Below are 4,245 nucleotides of genomic sequence, written 5' to 3'. Positions count from 1 at the left end.
TGACCATTTGAGAGGATGGATCAACGAAAGCACCGGAGAAATAAAATCACCTTTCTCTGATCTCAACAGTGACCGTTATAAAAAACTTGCATTCTCGGGAATCCATATACTACACCCCCCCATCCTGGGTTATATGCAGGATTTTCCAGATAAGTTCTCCATTATTGATTTTTACCTGTCTGTCTGCAAAATTCATCCAATCACAGGTTATACCCCTGCCGGGATGAGAATGATGGACGCTGGCAAGACAGACACCCTGAAAGAAGCGGAAAAGTTTTTATAAATAGTATCGCTCAGGTTACCCGGGAACTTAAATATACATAAGCGGGAACAACGGATATAAATCCCGTATCGGTGCGGATAATGTCTTTTGAATTTGCTGTAACAATTAGCCCGTTTTCTATTTTGAAAAAATACATAAATTCTATTAATTCATTTACTTACTGTCGATATTTATATCAAGGCATGAGTTTGGATGTTAGGTAAATCCTCCATCAACGTTCTCTTCGTATTGCCTGATAGAAAAATTAATTAGTCGGCTGGAATATATTTGGGTAAGTATATCGAGGGCAGATATAGCAGAAGTATTTTTAGTTGTATAAAAAAATATCTATATTTAGAATTTAAATGAGTACCCACAATTCAAACTAAAGAGTTTCAGACACGTATAAATCACTCTGTTTTATAGGGAGGAATACATTTCCCCAACGTTTTATGCAGTTTATGCATGATCCTATTCTTACACCATTTCTACCAATTTCAATTTTTTATGAACATGGCATCTGAAGAATTATCAAATACTTTTGCAAAGTTTCAAAAAGGAGATGAAGAAGCTTTCTCTTTTTTTTACAGATTTTTCATTAACGACATGTATGCTTATGGGAGAAGTCTGGGTGGAGAAGATGATTGTGTAATGGATGCCATACAGGATGTATTTCTGAAAATATTTTTTAACAAACCTCGATTTAAGTCCGTAGCACATTTTAAGTTTTTTCTCCTGAAATCCCTAAAAAATAAATTATACGATTTTTTTAAGCATAAACCTTACTCTAATACAATAAATATTCATGATAATGCTTATAATTTCTCTATTAAAACCACTATTCTAGACGAGATTATCGAGGATGAAGACAGAGCCATAGTGCAACGGAGAGTAGAAAAATTACTGAACAGTCTGTCCCCTCTGCAAAAAGAAGTTGTATACTTACGATACATTCAGGAACTGGAATACGCCCAAATTTCAGAGATAATGGAAAAAAACGAGACTTCGATTCGAAAACTCGTATCGCAGGCAATAAACAAAATCAGAAAAGAGAATACCACTGCCCCCTCACTTATATTTATAGCACTCATCTTCAGTCAATTGTAAATGATGCTTTAAAAATTGTCAATTTCCTCATAAAAAATGCTCACAAAAAAAATATATATTCGTATCTTATGAAACAGGCCATAGGGCGAATAATATATGCGAAAGAATAAATATCAGGGATACAGGGCTATCGACTTTCTCAAAGATGAAGATTTCCTTAGGTGGAATTTTTTTAAAGAGGAGAATGATAACACCTATTGGAAAAATGTGATGGAGATGAGTCCTGAACTAACCCCTTCAATAGAGAAAGCCATTTTATTGTACAACACCCAAGTCCGTCTGAATGATTATTCCCTTGCACCCGAAGTGATAGAATCCCATTATACCATTTTTTATCAGCATGTACAGCAACATAGAAAACGGCGGAGCCTGTATATATGGTTTTCAGCCGTTGCCTCTCTACTACTATTGTTTGCGATCACTTTAATCTACCAACATTCCAAAGAGCAGCCTTCTGAATTACTAGAGTTCGTGAAGGCCACCTCGTTTTCAAAAGACACAATTTCAAAAGACATTCAACTATTGGTTTCTTCCGAAGAGATCATTCGCATAGAAGAAAAAGAGCCCACTATTTCTTATCATTCTGACAGTATCAGGGTAACTGGGAAATCAGTGGCGGATTTAAACGCGTCAGGATATAGCCGACTCATCATACCCAAGGGAAAACGAACGCGGCTGACGTTGTCTGATGGATCAACTTTACACGTAAATTCGGGTACAGAAGTAATTTATCCAAACCGGTTCACGGGAAACAGACGTGAAATATATGTGAACGGGGAAGCATTTTTGGAGGTAACGCCTGATGCCGATCAACCATTTATGGTAAAGACACGTGATATAGAGATTCGGGTACTGGGTACAAAATTCAATGTGCAAGCCTATGAAGAGGATCATGATATACAGGTGGTACTCGTTTCTGGAGCAGTGCAAGTAATAACGGATAAAGATACACCCAAAACAAAATTGATTCCTTCGCAGATGTATCATTATAAAGAAGGACAAGCATCGGTAACCACAGTGGATATCGAGAAACATATCTCGTGGATTCATGGGATTCTTTACGCTGAAGACGAGAGACTTGATGTTTTGATGACCAAGCTATCACGTTATTATGGTGAAGAAATCATGTATGATGAAAACGTCGTCAACCAGCGATGCTCTGGAAAAATAGACTTAAAGAACGACTTGAGAGAAGTACTTAATGGGCTTACTTTCTCTTTCCCGATAGAGACCGAATACGAGAACGGGATATTTAAGGTGAGGACAAAATAGGAAAATAATACGCCTTTCCATGTTACCACCACTAAAGTAGTGGTACAAATAAATTTACCAAAACGGATAATGGTAAAATGAGAGAGAATTAATCCAATTACAAAAACACTAAAAAAAACAACAATGGAAGATACCGGATAACAAAAAAGAGATCGGACGACATCGCCAAACACCATCCGATCCGAGATTTCAAAAGTAAAACAATAAAAGTTCAACCCTTTAAAATCATGACAAATATATGACAAAAAATGTAAGTATTCCCATAAAAGATGCTAATACTCGAAAAACTCTTAGAATTATGAAGCTAATTGTAATATTCCTTGTCATAGGAATTAGTATCAGCTACGCCAATAATAGCTATTCACAGGTCACGACGCTTAGCCTGAAGTTAAAGAACAAGACGATTAGGGAAGTTTTCACAGATATAGAGAAAAGCAGTGAGTATATATTCTTGTATAACAGAGATACACTGGATACTGAACGGGTGGTCTCTATAAATGCAGAGAACGAAACGATAAATGAAGTCCTGGATAAACTTTTTGAGGGAACTAACAATATTTATAAAGTGTCCGGTAGACAGGTGTATATCTCGAAGGAACCAGAGCAGAATATTTTTAAACGAGAGCCACAACAGCTTAGAAATCAGATTACCGGAAAAGTAACGGATGAAGACGGTGCGCCGGTGATAGGTGCGAATGTTATAGAGAAGGGAACGACGAACGGTACTGTCACAGATATGAACGGTAACTTCAGTTTAGCAGTTGATGAAAATTCATCTCTACAAATATCCTATATTGGCTATTTATCTCAGAATATTCAGATTGCCAGAAGAAGCAAGATTGATGTTACATTACTGGAGGATCTGAAAGGATTGGAAGAGGTGATAGTGGTTGGTTATGGCAGTATAGAGAAAAACAAAATCACCAGTGCCATAACAAATATTAAGCCTAAAGATTTCAATAAAGGTAACATTAATAATCCTGCTCAATTATTACAAGGGAAAGTTTCCGGTTTAAGTATTGTATCCCCGCAGGGAAATCCTAACGGAACATATCATATTCGTATGCGCGGATTATCAACGATTGGTGCCAATACCGAACCTTTAATTATTATTGATGGCGTTATAGGAGCAGACATTAGCAGTGTAGATCCTGTCGATATCGCGAGCATTGATGTCTTGAAAGATGGGGGAGCCGCTGCTATATATGGAACAAGAGGGTCGAGTGGAGTAATCATTGTTACTACAAAAACAGGGGTGAAAGACCGCACTTCTGTAAGTTACAACGGATATATTTCATCTGAAAATATGGATAGGTCTCTCCCTGTCATGAGCCGTAGTGAGTATCTAGAACATGGGGGGACTGATTATGGAAGTTCTACAAATTGGATGAATGAGATTACAAGAACTGCATTTTCTCATGTACACAGCCTGTCTCTTTCGGGGGGAACCCAAAAAACATCCTACATGGGTTCCATAAATTACCGAAACATGGAAGGTATTGTCCCGAAAACGGGCTATAATCAACTAGGGGGACGACTCAATTTAAATCAAAGACTACTTGACAATCGACTCATTATAGGTCTAAACCTCGCATTATTAAATA

Annotated in this window: 3 protein-coding genes and 1 pseudogene; all 4 read left to right on the top strand. The window is 37.2% G+C overall.

What is annotated here, in order from left to right:
• Window positions 1–283 (top strand): annotated as a pseudogene (locus tag Q0502_RS01370) (nucleotidyltransferase family protein); the annotation flags it as partial.
• A 492-nt stretch (window positions 284–775) separates the two neighbouring features.
• Window positions 776–1,369: an RNA polymerase sigma factor gene (locus Q0502_RS01365; protein WP_298646274.1), complete on the top strand. Its 594-nt coding sequence runs from the start codon at window positions 776–778 to the stop codon at window positions 1,367–1,369.
• 96 nt (window positions 1,370–1,465) lie between these two features.
• On the top strand, window positions 1,466–2,641 hold the full coding sequence (locus Q0502_RS01360) for a FecR domain-containing protein (protein ID WP_298646271.1): 1,176 nt from the start codon (window positions 1,466–1,468) through the stop codon (window positions 2,639–2,641).
• A gap of 238 nt (window positions 2,642–2,879) precedes the next feature.
• A partial coding sequence (locus tag Q0502_RS01355) for a SusC/RagA family TonB-linked outer membrane protein (protein WP_298646268.1) occupies window positions 2,880–4,245 on the top strand: 1,366 nt, incomplete at its 3' end.

The organism is uncultured Proteiniphilum sp. (genome assembly GCF_937873925.1).
Classification (GTDB): domain Bacteria; phylum Bacteroidota; class Bacteroidia; order Bacteroidales; family Dysgonomonadaceae; genus Proteiniphilum.
Note: the sequence above shows the minus strand (reverse complement) of the source record. Positions and strands in the feature narration are given on the sequence as shown.